The organism is Streptomyces sp. PL-29 (genome assembly GCF_058344425.1).
On the sequence record NZ_CP136996.1, the window covers coordinates 2,498,703 to 2,517,835 of the forward strand.

The following is a 19,133-nucleotide window of genomic DNA, read 5'->3' on the forward strand; positions in this document are numbered from 1 at the left end:
TCACAGGCTGCGGGCGAAGGCGGCGAACGCCGCCGCCCCGACGGTGAAGGCGGGCCCGTCGGGGTTCTTGGAATCCCGGACGGCGACCCGGCACGGCTGCGCGGCCACCTCGACGCACTCGCCGCCGTTGGTGCTGCTGTACGAAGCCTTGCGCCAGGCGGCGCCGTCGAGCGGGGCGCACTCGACGCAGTCGCCGCCGGTCCCACCGCTGTAGCTGGACTTACGCCAAAGCGCGCCCGTCAGACTGTTCTGGGTTCCCATAACGTTCCTCCCGTACGCGGGCGATCAGTGCCGCGGAATCGTCCATGGAGAGCGCCGCAGCCTGCAGATGATCGTAGCGATGTGCACAGTCACTGGCCGTCTCGGGATTCGCCGTCACATGGGCCGAGCCGTAGCTCTCGGCGTAGACGACATCCGGCTCCTTCTCGAATCGGAGAACATTGAACGCCCCTACTGTGGCCGGGTGTTGCCCGGAGCTGAACGGGAGGATCTGAATACGCACGGTCCTCAGGTCCCGAAACTCCAGCAACCGGTCCAGTTGCTCCCGCATGATCTCGGGACTCTCGAACGGGCGGTGCAGCACGGCCTCGTCCAAGACCACCCAGACCAGTGGCGGACGCTCCCTGCTGAGGATGCGCTGGCGTTCCAACCGAGCCGCAACCGCGTCATCGAGGCTCTCGCCCCACCCTGCGCGAAGTACCGCTCGCGCGTACCTCTCCGTCTGCAGGAGTCCGTACACCAGCTGCGGCTGGAACGAAGAGATGTGTGTGGCCCTCGCTTCCATCTCGGCGTACGCCTGGAACCAGTTGGGCAACTGGGTCCGCAGGACAAGCCCCACCAGGCGGGAGAACACCCCGCCCGTATTCAGGGCCGCATCCACCCGCTCCGAGAAGTCGCGGGTCGGGACGCGGCGGCCGTTTTCGACCATGCCGATCAGGGAGCCCGTGCAGAAGATGATCGCGCCGAGCTGCGACTGTTTCAGGCCCGCTTCCTCTTTCAGGCGGCGCAACTCGTAGCTGTAGTAGTCCAGCGGCGAGGCGCTGGGATCGATGTCGCGGGCCAGGACCATGGGACGGCACCCCCAAGCGGGAAGCGGGCTTGTGGCCGAGCCTAACGAGGTCACTACGGCAGGGTGTCCGGAATCCGGCAACCATGTCACACACCTCCGCCCCGCCCCTGGGAGAGGGGGCGGGGCGGAGGCGTCGCTCGGCGCGGGGTGGGGGGAGATCAGCAGGCGCCGAGGTCCTTCCAGACACCCCATTCACCGGTGGTGCCCGGCGTCTCGTTCTGCGTCCACCACTGGGCCTTGTACGTGCGGCCGTTGTGGGAGACCTCGTTGCCGGCGGTGTAGATCGTGCCCGCGACGTAGGCCGGGGTCGAGCTGCAGCCGGTCGGAGGCTGCGTGGTCGGCGGGGTCGTCGTCGGCGGCGTGGTGGTCGGCGGCGTCGTGGGAGGCGTGGTCGGCGGGACCGTGGTGCCGCCCAGGGCGTCGGAGATCTGGCCCAGCAGCGTGGCGTTGTTGTCGAGGCCGAGCAGGGAGTACATCATCGCGCCGGCCAGGCCGCGCTGCTTGCCGTAGTCGACCCGGGCCTGGATGGACTTCTGGTTCAGGCCGGTGAAGAACTCGCCGTCCTTGTAGAAGTACGAGGACTTCGACTGGTCGTCCCAGAAGGTGGTCGCCGGGTTGTCGACGATGCCGCCGAGCTCCTTGTAGTGCGCGATGCCCGCCTGCTGGCTGAGCGGTCGCGCGGCGGAGCCGCCGGTCGCGGTCTGGGCGAGGCCGTTGGTGCTGCCGGCCGGAACGCCCTTCCAGCCGCGGTAGTAGAACTCGTAGCCCAGGGTCAGCTTGTCGGCGGGGAAGCCGCCGGTGATGCCGTAGGCCGGGTTGCCGTCGATCCAGGAGTCGATGGCGTTGTCGATGCTGTACTTCTCGGTGCCCGGCGCGATCGGGTCGGTCGGGTCGGCCGCGGACGGGTACAGCGGGGACTGGTGGTACGTCGGCCCGTCGCCGTCCCAGGCGCCGTGCATGTCGTACGTCATGATGTTGGCGTAGTCCAAGTACTGGCCGATCTTGTCGGTCTCGATGTACTTGATCTTGTCCTGGCCGGCCGGGAGGGCCGCGGTCAGCATGTACTTCTTGCCGCCGTTGGCCGCGCCCTCGGCGTCGAGCTGCTTGCGGAACTCCTGGAGCAGCAGGGTGAAGTTCTGCTTGTCTTCGGGGCCGTAGTGGTTGCCCAGGTGGCCGCCGGAGGAGCCCGGGTACTCCCAGTCGATGTCGATGCCGTCGAAGATGCCCGCCGCGGTGCCGGGGCCGCCGAAGCCGCCCTCCACCGGGAGGTCGCCCTTGATGTACTGCTTGATGCAGGAGGCGACGAACTTCTTGCGGGAGGCGTCGGTCTTGGCCGCGTCGTGGAAGTACTTGGAGTACGTCCAGCCGCCCAGCGAGATGTTGATCTTCAGGTGGGGGTACTTGGCCTTCAGTTCCTTGAACTGGTTGAAGACGCCCACGATCGGCTGGTCCCACTTGTCGGCGACGCCGTCCACGCTGTCGGCCGCGCTGAAGGACTTCTGGTAGTCGGCGTAGCTGTCGCCCGCGCCGTCACCGGCGTTGGGGTTGTTGTCATCGCCGGCCGCCTTGTTCGCCTCGAAGCAGGTGAGCTCGGTGGGGTGGATGTTGCCGAACGAGTAGTTGATGATGTCCAGCTTGCTCGCTATGCCCCGGGTGTCGAGGTGCTTGGGGTAGAAGGCGTTCCCGTACACGCTCCACTGGTCGTAGTAGGCGATGCGGACGCCGCCCGCCGTGGCTCCGGCCGCGGCGTCGGCGGCCTGGGCGGTGCCGAGTCCCGCGAAGGAGGCAAGCGCTCCGGCTGCCAGCGCGACCGTTGCGGCGGCCGCGGCGAAGGGTTTACGGATGTGCATGTACTGCCTCCGGGGGGGCTGGGAGGAGAGTGCTGGAGGTTCGGGTGAGAGAAGTGATAGCGATCACTCACGCCCCGCGTCAATGGTTCGGACCAAAGAAGGACTAGACCACTCCCGCGCCATTTACCCAAGTCAGAGACGTGAGCGCACATCAGAAACCGCTCGCCACCCCGGGTGACGAGCGGTTTAAGGCTCCCTTGAGACAGCCTCCGGCAAGGTTTTGGCAACAAACCAGCCAAACCCCGTTCTCCTGACGTCAGTCGACCGAGGGCGCCGACTCCGGCATGCCGTAGGCATCGGCGACCAGAGCGTAGGAGCGCAGACGCGCGGCCCCGCTGTGGGCGTTGGTCGTCAGCATCAGCTCGTCCGCCCCGGTGCGTCGGGCGAGGCCGTCGAGGCCGTCGGCGACCGCGCCGGATGTGCCGTGGACGATGTTGGCGAGCCAGCCGTCCACGAACTCCCGCTCCAGCGGGGTGTAGGGGTACGCGGCCGCCTCCTCGGGCGTGGGCACCAGCCCCGGGCGCCCGGCGCGCAGCCGCAGCATCGACAGCGCGCCCGTGAGCACCTGGGCGCGGGCCTCCTCGTCGGTGTCGGCGGCGAGCGCCGACACCCCGATGACGGCGTAGGGGGCATCCAGGACGGCCGAGGGCCGGAAGCTCCTGCGGTAGAGGTCGAGCGCGGGCAGCGTGCCCGCCGCCGAGAAGTGGTGGGCGTAGGCGAAGGGCAGGCCCAGCTCTCCGGCGAGCTGCGCACTGAAGCCGGAGGAGCCGAGCAGCCATAGCGGCGGCCGCCCGGCCGGACCCTGCACCGGGCCCGGTACGGCGTGCACGCGGGCGTACGGATGCCCGTCGGGGAAGTCGTCGTCGAGGAAGCGGGTGAGCTCCGCGAGCCGGCGCGGGAACTCGTCCGCACCCTCATCGAGCCGTCCGGGCCCGCGCAGTGCGGCGGCCGTGCGGCCGTCGGTGCCGGGGGCCCGGCCGAGCCCGAGGTCGATCCGCCCCGGGGCGAGCGCCTCCAGGGTGCCGAACTGTTCGGCGACGGCGAGCGGGGCATGATGGGGCAGCATCACCCCGCCGGAGCCGAGCCGGATGCGGGAGGTGTGCGCGGCGAGGTGGGCCAGGATCACAGCCGGCGAGGAGCTGGCGACGCCGGGCATGGAGTGGTGCTCGGCGACCCAGTGGCGGTGGTAGCCGCGGGATTCGGCGAGGCGCGCGATCGCCACACTGGTGCGCAGGGAGTCGTGCGCGGTGCTGCCGGCGCCGACGGTGACCAGGTCCAGGACGGAGAGCGGTACGGGCGCCCGGCCGAGGGCGGTACCCCGTATGCCGCCGGGGCCGTCCTGCGCATCGACGGCCGGGCCGTCGGCGCCGCCTCCGCGCAGCCCGCTCGCCGCGCCGCCCGCGTCCCCGGTGTCACTCATCGTCGCTCCCGTACCGTCGTCCACGTCCGCGCGACGTCCGCGCGAAACCGTACGAAGAACTCGAACCGTGACCGGTCGCCGGGCATTCCCGGAGCGACGGCGCGGGACGCGTGACCACGGCATATGCCTGCGTCATAGATCGAGGCAGACGGACGCGATCGAGCCATCAATCTCCCCAACCGACGCTCCACAGGGGCCTCTTGATGGCTATCGTGGTAAGGCAAGCGGTAACAACCTGCTAGGGGGGAAACCGTGGCGCTGAAGCCCGAGCCGACCGCGCCGTTCCACTCGGTGCAGTACGCACTGCGCGTACTCGAAACGATCGCACGGCACACCGGCGGTGTGACCGACATGCAGATCGCGCGTGAGACCGGCCTGCCCGCAGTCCATCTCGCCCCCATGCTGTTGATGCTGCGCCGGGAGGGATACGTCCTGCAGGTGGCGGACGGCGCGTACGCCATAGGGGACTCCCTCGTCCTGCTCGGGTCCGGCACCGACCGCCAGCAGGCCCTGACCGACAAGCTCCAAGAGACCCTCGACCGGCTGCGCGATTCGGTCGGCGCGGCCGTCTACATCAGCCGGTACGTGGACGGCGAGGTCAGGATCACGCAGTTCGCGGACAGCCCTCGCACCCCGAAGGTCCACGAGTGGGTCGACTTCCGGTCGGCTGCGCACGCCAGCGCGGTCGGCAAGTGCCTGCTGACCCAGTTGGACCTGAACGGGCGGCGCGACCACCTGTCCCGACACAAGATCGCCCGGCTCACGTCGAAGACGATCGTGAACGAGCGGGTCCTCTTCTCCAAGCTGGACGCCCAGCCGGCCACCGTCCCGATGCTGGACCTGCAGGAGTACGCCGTGGGCACGGTCTGCGCGGCCGTCCCGATCACGGCGGGCGCCTCGGTCGGCTGCCTGGCGCTGTCGATGCCGGTCGAGCACGCGCACCGGCTGCGCGCCGCGGCCGACACCCTGAACCGGAAGGCCGCGCCGCTGCTGCTGTCGCTCACCCTCTAGCGGCGCCCGTTCGGGGCCGGCCGGAAAACACTTCGGGCGGTTCCCGGTGAACCGGAAACCGCCCGAAGGACAGGTGCGCCGCCAGGGACTCGAACCCCGGACCCGCTGATTAAGAGTCAGCTGCTCTAACCAACTGAGCTAGCGGCGCCTGCTGACAGAGAAAATAGTACCCGGTCCTCAGGGGTGCTCCAAACCACGCCCCGCGCGGGTACGCGCGGACCGCGGGCACCCGCGGCGGGCGGCCGCCCCCGCCCGGACGGCCCCGAGCCCACTCCCCACCTGCACCTTTCACCGTTCCGGAACACCGCCCTCCTTAGCGGAGGCCCGCTTCGCGGTCGAGGAGGTCCGTGCGGCCCTGCGCCGCGTACCGGGCCAGCAGGGCCATGAGCTCGGGCGGGGTCAGGAGGGTGTAGCCCCCCGCGGGGGACCGGTGCCAGACCGGGTCGGCACATCGGAAGCCCGCCCGGCGCAGGGACACGCGGTGGACCTTGTTCGTCGCGGTGACCGGCATCTCCGGGACGACGCGGACATAGCGCGGAAGCATCTTCGTGCCCAGATCCGGCTGGCCGGCGAGGAAGGCGGCGAAGGCGTCCGGGGAGAACTCCGCCCCCTCCCGGAGGGACAGGGCCGCCATTACCTGGTCGCCGGCGACCTCGTCCGGGACCCCGTAGACGGCCACCGCGGCTGCCTGCGGCCAGCGGGCCAGGATGTTCTCGATCACCGCTGCGGCGAGGTTCTCGCTGTCGACGCGGAGCCGGTCGTCGGTGCGGCCCGCGAAGTAGAGGAAGCCCGCCGCGTCGCGGAAGAACAGGTCGCCCGTCCAGTACCAGCCGTCGCGGGTGCGGTCGGCCTCCGCCTCGGGGTTGCGCCAGTAGCCCTCGAACAGGCTGTGGCCCCGGTTGACGAGTTCCCCGATGGCGGCCGAGCCGTTGAGGAGGCGGCCGCCCCCGTCCAGGACGGCCGGAGGGCATTCCGCGCCCGTCTCCGGGTCGATGACCGCCAGGTTGTCGCCCGCACCCGCCCGACCCAGGGCGCCCGGCGGGGTGTCCGGGGTGCGCTGGATCGAGGCGCCGCCCTCGGTGGCGCCGTAACCCTCCACCAGGCGGACGCCGAATCGCTCGGCGAAGCGTGCCGCGTCCACCGCCCCGGCCTCGGTGCCGAAGCCGAGCCGCAGGCGGTGGACACGATCGTCGGGGCGGGGCCCGGTGGCCAGCAGGTACTGGATCGCCCGCCCGACGTAGGTGAAGTAGGTGGCCTCGTACGCCCGTACGTCGTCCAGGAACGCCGAGGCGGAGAAGCGCCGCCGCAGGGCCACCGCGGCCCCGCCGACGAGCGCCGGGAGCCAGTCGGCGATGACGGCGTTGCCGTGGAAGAGCGGCATGCACACGTAGTGGACGTCGTCCGGGCCGACGGAGAAGCTGCGGGCCAGCGAGGCTCCGGCGGCGGCGAGCCGGCCCTGGCTGCAGATGGCGGCCTTGGGAGCGCCGGTGGAGCCGGAGGTGAAGTAGAGGAGGAGGCGGGAGTCCGGGCCGGGGGTGCGCAGTGCGGCGTCGCCGGGCTTGGCGGCCGCGTAGGGCGCGAGGAGGGCCTCGTACTCCTCGGTGCCGGTGATCAGGACGCGTACGCCCGGCAGGTCGAGGCCGCGCAGCAGGGGAAGGTGGGCGGGCTCGGTGATCAGGAGCCGGCACTCGGTGTGCAGGATGTCCCGGGCCAGCTCGGGGCCGCGCCGGGTGGGGTTGATCCCGGCGACGGCGGCCCCGGCGAGGGCCGCCGCGCCGAGCCAGAACGGGAACTCGGGGGTGTTGTCGAGCAGGACCCCGAGGTGCGGCTCGGCCTCCGCGGGCATGAGGTCGACGAGGAGCGCGGCGCGTGCGGCGGCTTCGCGGGCGGTCCGGTGGTGGGTGAGGACGCCTTCCGCGTGCTTCAGCCCGGGCCGGTGGTCGCCCCATTGGCGCGCTATGAGCTCCGCGACGGTTTCGGGTGCTGTCGTCGTCCGCATGCCGCCGGAGGGTAGCTGACGTATGGTCAGAATTGAACGTCCGAGCAGGCGTAGAAGGCCATCGGGGTGTCGTTGACGGTCCAGACCGCCAGGATGAGGTGCCGGCCCGTCTTGCCGCTCGGCATGGCGCCCTGGTGCACGGTGGTCATGGCGGGGCGGGCGCCGTTGTAGGCGACGGTGAGGAAGGGCTGGGGTTCGAGATCGGCGCGGGTGAGGGCCTTGGTGCCGGTCCAGCCGTTCTTGGTGACGTAGTACTTGATGTCGGTGGTGGAGTGGTTGGCAGTGAACTGCCACCGGAAGGAATAGCCCTGACCGCTGGTCACCTTGGTGGTGGGCCAGGCGCCGCCGCGCGGGTTGTCGAGCTCGGCGAACTGCGAGAGGCCTCCGGAACAGATCTTGCCGTCGGCGGGGCCGGCGGCCGGGAAGCCCTTGAAGCCCTCGACGCTCTGCGGCTCCCACTGGATCGCACCACAGTCGGAGACCGTCCTGTTGGCACAGAGCTTCTGGCGGCTGATGGGGGTGTCGGTGTAGCCGTGACCGCTGGCGCTGGGGGCGCCGACGAGGGTGACTGCGGCAACGAGGCCGAGACCGAGCGCGGCGACGCCGGCCCGTCCGGGCACGCGGACGTTACGCATGATGCTCCTTGGACGTGGGGGGAGTTCGGCGAGCGCGCGCAGGGGATTCAGGTCTAGACCAAGTCCCAGATTATTGACGAGAGTTGGCCATGTCCATACCAATGAGAGAACGGGTGGTCCGGTCTCTTCCGGCCACCCGTTCCCGCTCCCGCTCCCGACGCGGTACGTGCCCCGGCCCCGCCCGGGCACATCGCGAAGGCCCCGCCTGCCCCACGCCCCCGGCCGGCCCTAGTCGGCGCGTCCCGTGCAGAAGGCGACCGTGAGGTCCTTCACCAGGGCCTTGCGCTCGTAGTCGTCGAGCTCGACGAGTCCGCGCGAGGTCAGCCGGTGGACGGTGTCGTCCACCGCGTCCACCACCGAGGCCAGCACCGTGTCCCGATGCTTGGCGTCGATCGCCGCGACCCGGCGGCGGCGCATGGCCTCGGCGACCTCGGCCGCGTACTCGATCCGGGTCGGCTGGGCCGAGAACACCTCGATCCCGACCGCCTCGGTCTCGGCCGCCAGCATCCGGGTCAGCGCGTCGCCGACGGCCTCGGCGTCGCGCAGGGTCGGGGCGTCCTCGTGGAAGGCGTCTGCCGGAAGCTGGGAGAGCACGCGGGCCATGGCGGACTCGACCTGCTCGGCGAGGTATCCGGTGTGGTCCGCGACGGCGAGCGTGGCACGGGCGGTGTCCTTGACCTGCCAGACGACCTGGACAACGACCTGGAGGGCCAGTCCGCCGGAGTCGACGGCGGGCATCGGGTCGCTGCGCCAGTGGCGCAGGCGTACATCCACCCGGCGGCGCAGCAGGAGAGGGCTGACCCAGGTCAGACCGGTACGGCGGACCGTGCCGCGGTAGCGGCCGAAGAGGGTGAGCACCCAGGCGTGGCCGGTACGCGCCCGACCGAGGCCGCCGAGCGCCACGAGGGCCACGACGCCGAGGAAGGCCAGCGGCGGCCAGTCGGCGGCACGCAGTCCGCGGTAGGCGCGGGGGGCGGCCCCGAACGCGGCCGCGAAGGCGTCGGGGACGGCCCCGGCCCGCCAGAGCACCGCCGTGCAGCCGACGAGGGCGAGGCCGCCGACGGCCACGCCGACCCAGCCGGGCAGCACCGGGCCACGGTGCTCGCGGAGCTGGTCGTCGCCGCGGGGGACCCGGCGGCCGGGGGCGGGGCGCACGGGGCGGGCCACCGCCGCGGGGGCGCGCTGGGGCAGGAGGCCGGTCGACGCGGCACGGAACGGGAGGTGCAACGGGACCTCGGTGACGGCGGTCCCGCGGTGGGGGGCGGCGGCGTTCGGGAGGTCCCGGGCGCTGTCCTCCTCCATGGCGCGCGTCACCGCCCGGGCGACGATCTCGGCGACGCCCGGTCCGGGCACGCCCGAGTTCGGGGCGGCACCGGACTCCTCGCGCTCCCCGCACTGCGGGTGCGGGACACCGGCGTCCGGCCGTCCGCCCTCCGAGCCCGCCCGGGTGTGCTCGGGCTCGGCCCGCCCCCGCGCCGCGGGCACCGCGGCCTCGGCCGCCTCGGCCGCCTCGGCCGCCTGCGGACCCGGCGCCGGGACGCGGCCGGAGCCGTCGTCCACCCCCGCCGTCTCGCCGTGCGCGAGCGGAGCCGCCGCAGGAGCAGGGAGGAGGGGTCCGGGAACCCTGTCCGCCGGGCGGGGCGTCGGCTGCGGCCAGGACGCGTGCGGCGCCCGCGCCGCCAGAGGCTCGGCCTCACCGGCGGGCGCCGGAACGGCGGGCGGCTCGGAGGCCGTCTCCGGGGCGGGCCCCACGGGCTGCTCCACCGCCGGGGGCACGGCGTACGTGCCGAGCGGTACGGCCCGCGGGGCCTGCGCTGCGGGCACCCCCGCGAGCACCGCCCCCGGCACGGCCGCGGAACCGCACCCGTCCGGGGTCTGCGGGGTCTGTGCGGCGGGCCTGGGCTGCGGGGCAGACACCGCAGACGGCTCGGCAGCCCGGGGCGGGGCCTGTCCGGCGGGAACCGGTACCCCGTGCGGTGCGACGGCGGGCCACGCAACGGCGGCGGGGGCCGGCCCGGAGGAGGCCGACCCGGCCGGCGCCGATACGGAGGGCCGGGCGGGCATCGTCGAACCGTGCCCGGCGGGCGCGGGCCACGGCTCCCCCGGCCCGGACGGGGTCGGAACGGGCGCCGCCGATGCGGCGGGCGCGGGCCAGGGCTCCCCCCGGCGGCTCCGCCGACACCGCACCCGATGCGGCCGCGGGCACCGGGACGGGACCGGGCACGGCCTCACCGGCCGGCGGCGGGACGGACCCGGTGGCGGGCGGCGCGGCGGGCCCGTCGCCGGTGCGGGACGGAGCCCGTTCCGCAGCCGGCGGGGGTGCGGCCCGCAGGGACAGGGTCGGGGTGGTGGCGGCCCAACCGAAGGAGGTCGGGGCGGGCTCGGGCGCGGCCGGCAGGCGGAGGGTGCCCGTCGTCGAGGTGGTGCGCGTGGGAAACATCGTTACCTCCGTCATGCGAACAACCGACGCCACGTTTCCGGGCCCGGATAGCCGTCGGCCGCGGCCCCGCGCCAGCCCTGCGCGCGCTGGAAGGCCTCGACGTTGCGGCGGTCGGCCTCGCCCCAGCGGGGGCCCGGCCCGGACGTGTAGTACCTGCCGAAGCCCTTCTTCACCAGCTGTCGGCCGAGGGCCTCGATGGCCGGGTGCGACTGCCCCGGGCGGAACACCGCGGCGCCGGGGTAGGCCCGTACGCCGCCGGGGCCGGGCGCCGCGCCCACCGTCGGCGGGATGTTCTTGCCCTGCTGGTCGACGAGCAGGCGCCAGGTGTGCGCGCCGGGCACGCCGTCGGCGTCGGCGCCCGTCCAGCCCTGCGCCCGCTGGAAGGCCTGGGTGGCGAGCCGATCGTGGTCGCTCCACGTCCGGTCGGCCACCCCCTTGGGGTAGAAGCGGTAGGCACCGCGCTCGATCAGCATCCGGCCCAGCTGGGCGACGTGGTCGTTGACGGCGCCCGGGCCGAACGTGTCCGCGCCCGGGAAGGTCCTGGCGGGGTCGCCGGGTTTCGGGCCCGCCGCCGGCGCTTCGGGGGCGGGGACGGTGCCCGGGGCCTCCGGGACGATGCCGCCGGTCACCCCGTTGAACCGGTAGGGGACGTACTTCGCCGCGTTGGCCCAGTAGCCGTAGGGCGTGGCCTGCTTCCGCGTCGTGGGGCGCGTCTGCTCGTAGGCGACGTAGTGGGTGCGCGTCTCGTCGACCCATCCGCCGAAGAGGACCACGTGCGAGCCGTTGTTGGGGTCCGCCGGGTTGTGGAAGAGCAGCATGTCCCCCGGCAGCAACTCCTCCTTCGTGATCTTGGTGGCGAACGTGTCGAGGCTGCCGGTCCACTCGTTCGAGCCGAGGTTCCAGGCCATGGAGACGTAGCCCGAGCAGTCCTGCCGGTAGCCGTCCGACCAGTACGCGGACATGCTGTACGGAACCCGCGCGTCCAGCCATAGCTTGGCCCTGTTGATGATCGTCGTGCGGTCGATCCGCTTGACGGCGCCGGGCCGGGCCGGCGCCCCGGGGTTGCCCGGCATGCCCTTCGGGCCGTGCAGGGGGGCGCGGCCGCCCTGCGGGCTGCCGGGGTCGTCGAGGGCCACCGGTCCGGTGGCGGGTGCGCTCAGGGCCACCGCGGTCCCGCCACCACCGCCGAGGACCACTCCGGCTGCGGTGGCCACGACCAGCGCCCGCCGCGCGCCGCGCGCGGCGGGGTGGCCGCCGTCCCGAAGCGGTATGGCTCCGGCGCGGGCGAGGTCCCGGCGGCGCTGGGCGCAGCCCCGGCACACGCAGTCGCCCGCGGGCTCGTACTCCTCGAAAGCGGGCATGGGCATCTGCACATGCGCCGGGGGCTGCATCGTCATGCGGTTCCGTCCACTCCCCTGCTGTTCCAGTGGTCGACCGGGGCCGCATCTGGTAAAGCGTCAGATGCGGGCGGCGCAGACATATCGTGCACGATAAACTGCCCAAACATGGGTTAATCGGACAAGGTGGGCGTGGCTGGTCATGAGCACCCGCGGAGGTGGGGTAGAGTTTTCCCTGTCAGCAAGCGCCGCTAGCTCAGTTGGTTAGAGCAGCTGACTCTTAATCAGCGGGTCCGGGGTTCGAGTCCCTGGCGGCGCACAGACGGAAGAAGCCCCTCACAGGGAAACCTGTGAGGGGCTTCTTCGTTCCCGTGCGAGGGCTCCGTGCGCCGGGCGCGCTAGACCGACGTGCCGGAGCGGACTCCCACGCCGGTGAGATAGGCGGAGACCACCACGTTCGCCGTGTACTCCTTGGCCGTCTTGTCGTACGTCCCCCCGCAGGTCACCAGCCGCAGTTCCGCGCGGCCCGGCACCCGTGGGCCGTACGCCCTGTGCGCGTCGAAGGCAGCACGCTCGTAGACCCGTACGTCCTCGATCGTGAACTCGGCGACGGAGCCGTCCGCCCGCACCACGCGCACCTTGTCACCCGGCTTCGCCGTGCTCAGGCCGTAGAAGACCGCCGGCTTGGACCGCGTGTCCACGTGTCCCACCATCAGTGCCGTCCCCACCGCCCCCGGCTGGACGCCCTGCCCCCACCAGCCCACCGTGCCGGGGCTGTCGTACGGCGGCGGATCGATCGCACCGTCCTTGTCCAGACCACGGGAGACCACCGGAGCCTGGATCCCCATGGACGGCACGTCGACGCGCTGCGGCAGCGATCCCGCGACGGGGGCGTGCGCGGCCGGCAGCCCCGCGCTCAATCCTCCGCCGCCCTGCCCGGCGAGCGGGGCCGGCGGCACGGTCAGCTCACGGCCCCACAGCCACAGGCCCAGCACCAGCACCGACCAGGCCGCGAAGGTCAGCAACCGACCCCCGGCGGAAGCCTTGGCCTCGTCCGTCCGCCACTCCTCGCCCACGCGCCGCCCGCCTCACTCGCCGCTGCGTCGGCGGCGCAGGGCCAGGGCGCGGCCCGCGACGGCCAGCGTGGCCACCGCGGCGAGCACGGCGCCGATCACCGTGTGCGGCGTCCCCGGGCCGTCGCCGCCCGTGTGCTCCTTCTTCGCCGCCGTGAGCAGGCCGGGAGCCTCGGCCGGGCGGTCCGCCATGCCGCCGCCGCCCGCGTGGACGGGCCAGATCGGCGAGGCGTGGTGGGAGGGGTGGCGGCGGGCGGCGACCTGCACGGAGCCGGTGAACTTCTCACCGCCGTCGCAGTACACCCGGACGGCGTGCCAGCCCGGCGAGGCGTGCGAGCTGATCATCGCGTCGCCGTAGAGCGGACTGCGGCGCCCGCCGTCGCGTCCGTAGAGATCGGCGTCCGAGACGAAGACGGAGGACTTGGCCGCCCCCCGGTTGCCCTCGCAGCCGTGGACCCGAAGCTTGACCTGCGCTCCCGGGGCGGCCGGGTTCGGGTCGACCGTGATGCTGCCGCGGTCGCCACGGTCCTCCTCACCCGCGAGGGCGGCGGGCGCGGACACGACGGTCACCGCGGAGAACGCGGCCAGAGCGGCGGCCACGGCGGCGGTGCGGACAGCGATCGGAACACTGCGCATGGTGAACCTCCTCGACAAGGAGATTCACGCGCGGCAGGCCGCTCCGCATCCGGAGCGGCGCCGTACGTGTCAGCCGTACGCCCCAAACACGGTACGCCCGGACGGCCGTACGGGCCGCCGTCCGTCAGACCAGGTCGACCAGGTCCGCGATCGAGGCGACCGTCTCGGTCGGGCGGTAGGGGAACTTCTCGGTGTCCTGTTCACTGGTCAGCCCGGTCAGCACCAGGAAGGTCCGCATGCCGGCCTCCAGACCGGCGAGCACGTCGGTGTCCATCCGGTCGCCGATCATCGCGCTGGTCTCCGAGTGCGCGCCGATGGCGTTCAAGCCGGTGCGCATCATCAGCGGGTTCGGCTTGCCCGCGAAGTACGGCTGCTTGCCGGTCGCCTTGGTGATCAGCGCGGCGACGGCGCCGGTGGCGGGGAGCGGGCCCTCGGTGGAGGGACCGGTCTCGTCGGGGTTGGTGCAGATGAAGCGCGCCCCGGCGTTGATCAGGCGGACCGCCTTGGTCATGGCCTCGAAGCTGTAGGTGCGGGTCTCGCCCAGCACCACGTAGTCGGGCTCGTGGTCGGTGAGGACGTAGCCGATGTCGTGCAGGGCGGTCGTCAGACCGGCCTCGCCGATGACGTAGGCCGTGCCGCCGGGGCGCTGGTCGTCGAGGAACTTCGCGGTGGCCAGGGCGGAGGTCCAGATGTTCTCGACGGGGACGTCCAGACCCATGCGGGCGAGGCGGGCCTGGAGGTCGCGCGGGGTGTAGATGGAGTTGTTGGTCAGCACCAGGAAGGGCTTGCCCGACTCGCGCAGCCGCTTGATGAAGGCATCGGCGCCCGGGATCGGCGTGCCCTCGTGGATGAGGACCCCGTCCATGTCGGTGAGCCACGATTCGATCGGCTTGCGCTCTGCCACGGGACTGTTCTCCGCTCTCGCTGACCTGCTGCCTCTGGTCTGTACCACCCTATCCGGGCCGGGCTGCGGACGTCTCGGCCGTCCACAGCCCGGACGCGGGAGGGCGGGCGGGCGGTCAGCCCAGCCGGACGTCGTCGATGGTCCAGAACCAGTTGTTGTCACCGCTGTAGCGGAAGCGGACCTGGACGTCGGTGGCTCCGGTCGGGACCCGGAGGGCGAGGGACTCGGTCTTGGCGACGGCATCGGCGGTGTAGGTCTTCACCACCGTCGGGGCGGCGCCGTTGTACGAGACGAGGACCTGGGCGGTCTGGCCCGCCTCGTGGCGGTAGTGCGTCTGGAAGGTGAGGGTTCGTGTACTGCCGCCCGTGACCGGCCACTTGGGGGTGACGAGGGTGGAGTCGAAGGTGCCGGTGTGGGCCTTGTCGTCCCACTCGTCGGAGTCGGCGACGGCGAAGACGTCACGGGAGCGGACGTTCAGCTCGCGCCACTGGTCGCGCTGCGACTGGGTCCAGAACTCGTCGGTCGCGAAGGCCCAGCCGGCCCACTCGCTGACACCGCCCGTGCCCATCTTCGAGTTGTCGACGGACCAGCCGGCGGGCGGGGTGTGCGTGAAGCCCTTCACTCCGGCCGGGATGCCCGTCTCGTCCACCCGGGCCTGGAGGGCGGGGCGCACGGTGTCGAAGGGGTCGGCGTCCGGGGAGCCCAGCGGGACGCCGTCGATGCCGGGGGCGCTGACGCCGACCTGGGCGAGGGCGGTCGCGGCCACGTCGGCCAGCTTGACGTCGTCGCGGACCGAACCGGCGGGGATCCCGGCGCCCTTGGCGATCACGAAGGTGCCGCGTTCGGCGAGGGTGGAGCCGCCGTGGCCGCCCGAGGAGGTGTGGCCGTGGTCGGTGGTGACCAGGATCTTCCAGTTCTCCCGGCCGTACGTCGGGCGGTTCTCTACGGCGGCGAGGAGCTGGCCGACCAGGGCGTCGACGCGGGCGACGGCGTCGAGGTACTGCTGGCTGGCGGCGCCGTGGGAGTGGCCGGCGGCGTCGATCTCGCCGAGGTAGACGAAGGCGGCGTCCGGGTTCTGGGTGCGCAGTTCCGTGGCGGCCGCGGCGGCCACCTTCGGGTCCTCCTTGCGGTAGCCGTCGCGGTCGCCCTTGAGGGAGAGGCGCTTGTCGACCTTGGCGGAGAAGATCGGGCCGTTCTGGTCGGTGGAGGTGATGGGTTCCCAGTCCGCGGCCGCATACGTGTTGAGCGCCGGCTTGGCGTTCTCGATGCGAGTGAGGAAGTCGGGGTGGGCGGCGTAGTTCTTGCCGATGAAGGAGTTGTCCTTCACCCCATGCTTGTCGGGCCAGACGCCGGTGGCGATGGTGGACCAGCCGGGGCCCGAGGAGGTGGCGGCCATCGGACTCGCGTAGAGGGTGCTCCGGGCGGTCAGCCCCTGGGCCATCAGGCCCTGCAGGTGCGGGGCGTCGGCGGCCTTGACGCGGTCGAGGACCGCGCCGTCGACGCCGATGACGAGGACCTTGTCGCTGGTGCCGGCCGCGGCGGCGGTGGCGGTGGGGGCGCCGAGGGCAGCGGCGATCAGGGCGGTGGCGGTCGCGGCCACGGCGAGGGTGCGTCCGGCAGGGACGGCGGGGATGGCAGGGGACACGAACTCCTCCGGGAGTGATCGTGGGAAGGGGCGCTGGGGGTGACGTGCCGGCGGGGTGCGGTGCCAGGGCCCGCGGGCCCGGCGCGATCGGCAGGACACCCCCGGCCGGCGCCGGGCCCGGACCGAAGGTGCGGTCTTCGGTCCAGACCCGTTATGCGGGTGTCACTGTGCCGGTCGTGGGTGACCGGGAGGCGACAGGTCAGCTTCCGGTTGCCGACTTCCACGCGTCCACGTAGTCGGTGAGGTTCTTGTCGATGTCCGCCCAGTCCGGCTCGAAGATCTCGACACCCGTCATGAGCCTGGTGAGTTCGACGGCGTTGGCGTCGGTCGGCTTGACGTCGCTGCGGGCCGGGAAGCCGCCGCCCACCTCGCTGACCAGCCGCTGGGCCTCCTCGCCGAGCAGGTGGTCGAGGAGCTTCCTGCCGTTCTCGGAGTGCGGGGCCTTGGCGACCAGGCCCGCCGCGTACGGCAGGGCGAAGGTGGTGGGCCTGCCGCCCTCCTTCGCGGGGAACCATATGCCCAGGTTCGGCATGGACTTGGACTGCGCGAAGTTCATCTGGACGTCGCCGTTGGCCACGAGCAGCTCGCCCTTGTCGGTCTTGGGCGCGAGCTTGCTGGTGGAGGAGGACGGGCCGACGTTGTTGGCCTGGAGCTTCTTCAGGTACTCCATCGCCGGCTCCTTGCCGCCGAAGTCGTGCATCGACTTGATGAGGACGGCCGTGCCGTCGCCCGCGACGCCCGGGGTGGAGTACTGGAGCTTGTCCTTGTAGCGGGCGTCCAGCAGCTCCTCCCAGGTCCTGGGGGCCTCGGCGAGCTCCTTCTTGTTGTAGACGAAGCCGAAGTAGTTGTTGACGACCGAGGTCCACTTGCCGTCGGTGGACTTGTCCGCGCCGTTGACCTTGTCGGCGCCCCGGGGCACATAGGGCTGGAGCAGGCCCTTGCCGTCGGCCTGTTGGATGAAGGGCGGCAGGGTGATCAGCACGTCGGCCTGGGTGTTGGTCTTCTCGCGGACGGCGCGCTGCACCATCTCACCCGAGCCGCCCTCGACGTACTTGACCTCGATGCCGGTCTTCTTGGTGAAGTCGGCGAAGACCCGGTCGTACCAGCCGTCGCCCTTCTCGCCCTTGAGGCCGTCGGCGCTGTAGACGGTGACGACCTTCTCGGTCTCCTCGGACTCGGCGGGGCCGGCCGCGGAGGAGCCGCCGCAGGCGGTGAGTGAGACGGTGAGGGCGAGGCTGCCGGTGACCGCGGCGCAGGCGCGGAGCACGAGGGTTCTGGGCATGGAACTTCCTTACGGGGTACAGGATTCGGCGGGAGGGGGACGGGCGGAGTTCGACGGAGACCGGCCGCGATCGACTGCGATCGGTGGGGATCCGCCCGGCTCGGCGGGGGCGGAGGGAATCAGCGGTACGAGGCCCTGGTGCGGATACGGGAGACGGCCAGCAGGACCAGCACGGTGGTGGCCATCAGGACGACGGCGACGGCGGATCCACCGAAGAGCGAACCGCGGTCGGTGGCGGTGAAGATACGGACCGGGAGGGGCACCCAGTCCGGCGGGTAGAGCATCATCGTGGCGCTGAGCTCACCCATGGACAGGGCGAAGCAGAGGCCGGCCGCGGCCGTGAGGGACGGCAGCAGGAGGGGCAGCCGGACCCGCCACAGCACGTACCCGGGACGGGCGCCGAGGGAGGCCGCCGCCTGCTCGTAGGCGGGGTCGAGCCGGACGATGGCGGCGGACACCGACTGGTGGGCGAACGCCGTGACGAGGACGGTGTGGGCCAGGACGACGATCGGGGCGGTGCCGTTGAGCAGGACGGGCGGGCGGCTGAAGGCGACGAGGACGGCGAGGCCGACGACCACGGACGGCACCGCCACGGGCAGCATGAACAGCGCGTCCAGGAGCCGCTTGCCCCGCTTTCCCAGCGCGGCGGCGGCCAGCGCGGACCAGGTGCCCACGGTGAGCGCGAGGAGGCTGGCGGCGACGGCGGTGACCAGGCTGGTGGTGAGGGCCTGGAGGGACTCGCCGCGCACGGCGGCGGCGTAGTGGGCGGCGGTCGGGCCGGAGGGGAAGGCTCCGGACCAGTGGGTGGCGAAGGACGCCGCGACCACGACGGCCAGGGGCAGCGCGAAGAGCGGCAGGAACAGAAGCCCGAAAAGGCCCCAGGCGGCCCAGCGGCCGGTCTTGCTATGCACCAGCACGCTTGCCCACCATCCGGTAGAGGCCGAACAGGCCTACGGAGATCACGATGTTGACGACGGCGACCACGCAGGCGGCCGGGTAGTCGGATTCGAGGATGGCCTTGCCGTAAATGAGCATCGGCAGGGTCGTGACCCCCTTGGCCCCGGTGAACAGGACGATCCCGAACTCGTTGAGGCACATGACGAGGACGAGGCTGCCGCCGGCCGCGAGGGCCGGGAGGGCCTCGGGCAGGATCACCCGCCGCACGATCCGGGCGGGGCGCGCGCCCAGACTCGCGGCGGCCTCCAGCTGGGCCGTGTCGAGCTGGGAGAAAGCGGCGAGGAGCGGGCGGATCACGAAGGGCGTGAAGTAGGTGATCTCCGCGAGCAGGACGCCCCAGGGGGTGGTGAGGAAGCGGAACGGCCCCTCGGCGGCGCCGGTGAATCCGGTGACGAGGCCGTTGGCCATGCCGACAGTGCCGTAGAGGAAGAGGAGGGCGAGAGTGATGAGGAAGGAGGGGAAGGAGAGGAAGACATCGATGAACCTGGCGACGGTGCGGGCTCCGGGAAAGGGCACGAACGCGATGATCAGCGCGAGCGTGAACCCGAGGAGCAGGCAGCCGAGGGTGGCTCCGACCGCGAGCCAGACGGTGGTCCCGAGGGCGTCGCGGAAGGCCTGCGACCCGAAGACGCGGGCATAGGCGTCGAAGGCGCCGCCGCCGTCGGGAGTGAGGGACTGCTGGACGACCAGCGCGAGGGGATACAGGAACAGCAGCGCGAGCACGGCCACCGGCGGCACCGCCCACACACTGCGCGGGATCCCCCGCGGGGGCGCCCCGGGGGCCGCGAGGGCGAGACCGGGAGCGGGAAGGACCGGGGGCACCGGGTCGGGCGGCGGGGGTGCGGCGGAGCCCCGCGGCGGGGGCGGCAGGGCTT

16 protein-coding genes and 2 tRNA genes are annotated in these 19,133 nt (G+C 72.3%); 2 read left to right on the forward strand and 16 right to left on the reverse strand.

What is annotated here, in order from left to right:
- The 4 genes from R4Z63_RS11410 to R4Z63_RS11425 form a co-directional block, all read right to left on the reverse strand.
- Window positions 1–261, reverse strand: coding sequence for a DUF397 domain-containing protein (locus R4Z63_RS11410; protein ID WP_384446084.1), 261 nt, complete (start codon window positions 259–261; stop codon window positions 1–3).
- Complete coding sequence (locus R4Z63_RS11415) at window positions 221–1,069, reverse strand: helix-turn-helix domain-containing protein (protein ID WP_384446086.1); 849 nt, start codon at window positions 1,067–1,069, stop codon at window positions 221–223. Before R4Z63_RS11415 ends, R4Z63_RS11410 begins: the two co-directional genes overlap by 41 nt.
- Window positions 1,070–1,227: 158 nt before the next feature.
- The gene (locus R4Z63_RS11420; protein ID WP_384446088.1) at window positions 1,228–2,919 is read right to left on the reverse strand and encodes a glycosyl hydrolase family 18 protein; all 1,692 of its coding nucleotides are present in this window, start codon (window positions 2,917–2,919) and stop codon (window positions 1,228–1,230) included.
- Window positions 2,920–3,175: 256 nt separating this feature from the next.
- The gene (locus R4Z63_RS11425) at window positions 3,176–4,339 is read right to left on the reverse strand and encodes an LLM class flavin-dependent oxidoreductase (RefSeq protein WP_384446090.1); all 1,164 of its coding nucleotides are present in this window, start codon (window positions 4,337–4,339) and stop codon (window positions 3,176–3,178) included.
- Window positions 4,340–4,591: 252 nt separating this feature from the next.
- Here R4Z63_RS11425 and R4Z63_RS11430 point away from each other — a divergent pair, with 252 nt between their 5' ends.
- Window positions 4,592–5,350, forward strand: coding sequence for an IclR family transcriptional regulator (locus R4Z63_RS11430; protein ID WP_384446092.1), 759 nt, complete (start codon window positions 4,592–4,594; stop codon window positions 5,348–5,350).
- 74 nt (window positions 5,351–5,424) lie between these two features.
- On the opposite strand, the gene R4Z63_RS11435 is transcribed toward R4Z63_RS11430, so the two are convergent.
- The 5 genes from R4Z63_RS11435 to R4Z63_RS11455 all read right to left on the reverse strand — a co-directional run bounded on the left by R4Z63_RS11435 (window position 5,425) and on the right by R4Z63_RS11455 (window position 11,791).
- Window positions 5,425–5,498, reverse strand: a tRNA-Lys gene (locus R4Z63_RS11435).
- A 165-nt stretch (window positions 5,499–5,663) separates the two neighbouring features.
- On the reverse strand, window positions 5,664–7,349 hold the full coding sequence (locus tag R4Z63_RS11440) for an AMP-binding protein (protein ID WP_384446094.1): 1,686 nt from the start codon (window positions 7,347–7,349) through the stop codon (window positions 5,664–5,666).
- Between the two features lie 26 nt (window positions 7,350–7,375).
- Window positions 7,376–7,984 carry a lytic polysaccharide monooxygenase auxiliary activity family 9 protein gene (locus R4Z63_RS11445; RefSeq protein WP_052030831.1) on the reverse strand — a complete coding sequence of 203 codons (609 nt, stop codon included), beginning with the start codon at window positions 7,982–7,984 and terminating at the stop codon, window positions 7,376–7,378.
- 228 nt (window positions 7,985–8,212) lie between these two features.
- Window positions 8,213–9,901 carry an SPFH domain-containing protein gene (locus R4Z63_RS11450; protein WP_491522533.1) on the reverse strand — a complete coding sequence of 563 codons (1,689 nt, stop codon included), beginning with the start codon at window positions 9,899–9,901 and terminating at the stop codon, window positions 8,213–8,215.
- Window positions 9,902–10,435: 534 nt separating this feature from the next.
- A complete protein-coding gene (locus R4Z63_RS11455) occupies window positions 10,436–11,791 on the reverse strand; it encodes a peptidoglycan-binding protein (RefSeq protein ID WP_384446226.1) in 1,356 nt (451 codons plus the stop codon).
- Between the two features lie 215 nt (window positions 11,792–12,006).
- Here R4Z63_RS11455 and R4Z63_RS11460 point away from each other — a divergent pair.
- A tRNA-Lys gene (locus R4Z63_RS11460) sits at window positions 12,007–12,080 on the forward strand.
- 79 nt (window positions 12,081–12,159) lie between these two features.
- Here R4Z63_RS11460 and R4Z63_RS11465 read toward each other — a convergent pair.
- From R4Z63_RS11465 to R4Z63_RS11495, 7 genes are all read right to left on the reverse strand, one after another.
- A complete protein-coding gene (locus tag R4Z63_RS11465) occupies window positions 12,160–12,837 on the reverse strand; it encodes a class F sortase (protein WP_037923425.1) in 678 nt (225 codons plus the stop codon).
- A gap of 12 nt (window positions 12,838–12,849) precedes the next feature.
- Complete coding sequence (locus R4Z63_RS11470; RefSeq protein WP_037923423.1) at window positions 12,850–13,470, reverse strand: hypothetical protein; 621 nt, start codon at window positions 13,468–13,470, stop codon at window positions 12,850–12,852.
- A 124-nt stretch (window positions 13,471–13,594) separates the two neighbouring features.
- Window positions 13,595–14,374: an HAD-IIA family hydrolase gene (locus R4Z63_RS11475; RefSeq protein WP_037923419.1), complete on the reverse strand. Its 780-nt coding sequence runs from the start codon at window positions 14,372–14,374 to the stop codon at window positions 13,595–13,597.
- A 115-nt stretch (window positions 14,375–14,489) separates the two neighbouring features.
- Entirely contained in the window at window positions 14,490–16,019 is a 1,530-nt protein-coding gene (locus R4Z63_RS11480) for an alkaline phosphatase family protein (protein ID WP_384446099.1), read from the reverse strand.
- A 199-nt stretch (window positions 16,020–16,218) separates the two neighbouring features.
- Complete coding sequence (locus R4Z63_RS11485) at window positions 16,219–17,301, reverse strand: 2-aminoethylphosphonate ABC transporter substrate-binding protein (RefSeq protein WP_491522534.1); 1,083 nt, start codon at window positions 17,299–17,301, stop codon at window positions 16,219–16,221.
- Window positions 17,302–17,420: 119 nt separating this feature from the next.
- On the reverse strand, window positions 17,421–18,218 hold the full coding sequence (locus R4Z63_RS11490) for an ABC transporter permease (protein ID WP_384446103.1): 798 nt from the start codon (window positions 18,216–18,218) through the stop codon (window positions 17,421–17,423).
- A complete protein-coding gene (locus R4Z63_RS11495; protein WP_384446228.1) occupies window positions 18,205–19,128 on the reverse strand; it encodes a 2-aminoethylphosphonate ABC transporter permease subunit in 924 nt (307 codons plus the stop codon). Before R4Z63_RS11495 ends, R4Z63_RS11490 begins: the two co-directional genes overlap by 14 nt.
- Between the last annotated feature and the right edge of the window lie 5 nt (window positions 19,129–19,133).